The sequence below is a fragment of the Serratia sp. HMSC15F11 genome, from assembly GCF_001808215.1.
In the GTDB taxonomy this organism is placed as follows: Bacteria; Pseudomonadota; Gammaproteobacteria; order Enterobacterales; family Enterobacteriaceae; genus Serratia; species Serratia nevei.
This window is the reverse complement of the sequence record NZ_KV792459.1, coordinates 1-732: the sequence shown is the minus strand read 5'-3', so window position 1 is coordinate 732 and position 732 is coordinate 1. Positions and strand designations below refer to the sequence as shown.

The following is a 732-nucleotide window of genomic DNA, read 5'->3' as shown; positions in this document are numbered from 1 at the left end:
AACCTGAAACCGTGTACGTACAAGCAGTGGGAGCACCTTCGTGGTGTGACTGCGTACCTTTTGTATAATGGGTCAGCGACTTATATTTTGTAGCAAGGTTAACCGTATAGGGGAGCCGTAGGGAAACCGAGTCTTAACTGGGCGAATAGTTGCAAGGTATAGACCCGAAACCCGGTGATCTAGCCATGGGCAGGTTGAAGGTTGGGTAACACTAACTGGAGGACCGAACCGACTAATGTTGAAAAATTAGCGGATGACTTGTGGCTGGGGGTGAAAGGCCAATCAAACCGGGAGATAGCTGGTTCTCCCCGAAAGCTATTTAGGTAGCGCCTCGTGAACTCATCTTCGGGGGTAGAGCACTGTTTCGGCTAGGGGGCCATCCCGGCTTACCAAACCGATGCAAACTCCGAATACCGAAGAATGTTATCACGGGAGACACACGGCGGGTGCTAACGTCCGTCGTGAAGAGGGAAACAACCCAGACCGCCAGCTAAGGTCCCAAAGTCATGGTTAAGTGGGAAACGATGTGGGAAGGCATAGACAGCCAGGATGTTGGCTTAGAAGCAGCCATCATTTAAAGAAAGCGTAATAGCTCACTGGTCGAGTCGGCCTGCGCGGAAGATGTAACGGGGCTAAACCATGCACCGAAGCTGCGGCAGCGACGCTTAGCGTTGTTGGGTAGGGGAGCGTTCTGTAAGCCGTTGAAGGTGGCCTGTGAGGGTTGCTGGAGGT

1 rRNA gene is annotated in these 732 nt (G+C 52.7%); it reads left to right on the top strand.

Annotation, left to right across the window (positions count from 1 at the left end):
• Nucleotides 1–732: ribosomal RNA gene (locus tag HMPREF3138_RS11720) — 23S ribosomal RNA — on the top strand; the annotation flags it as partial.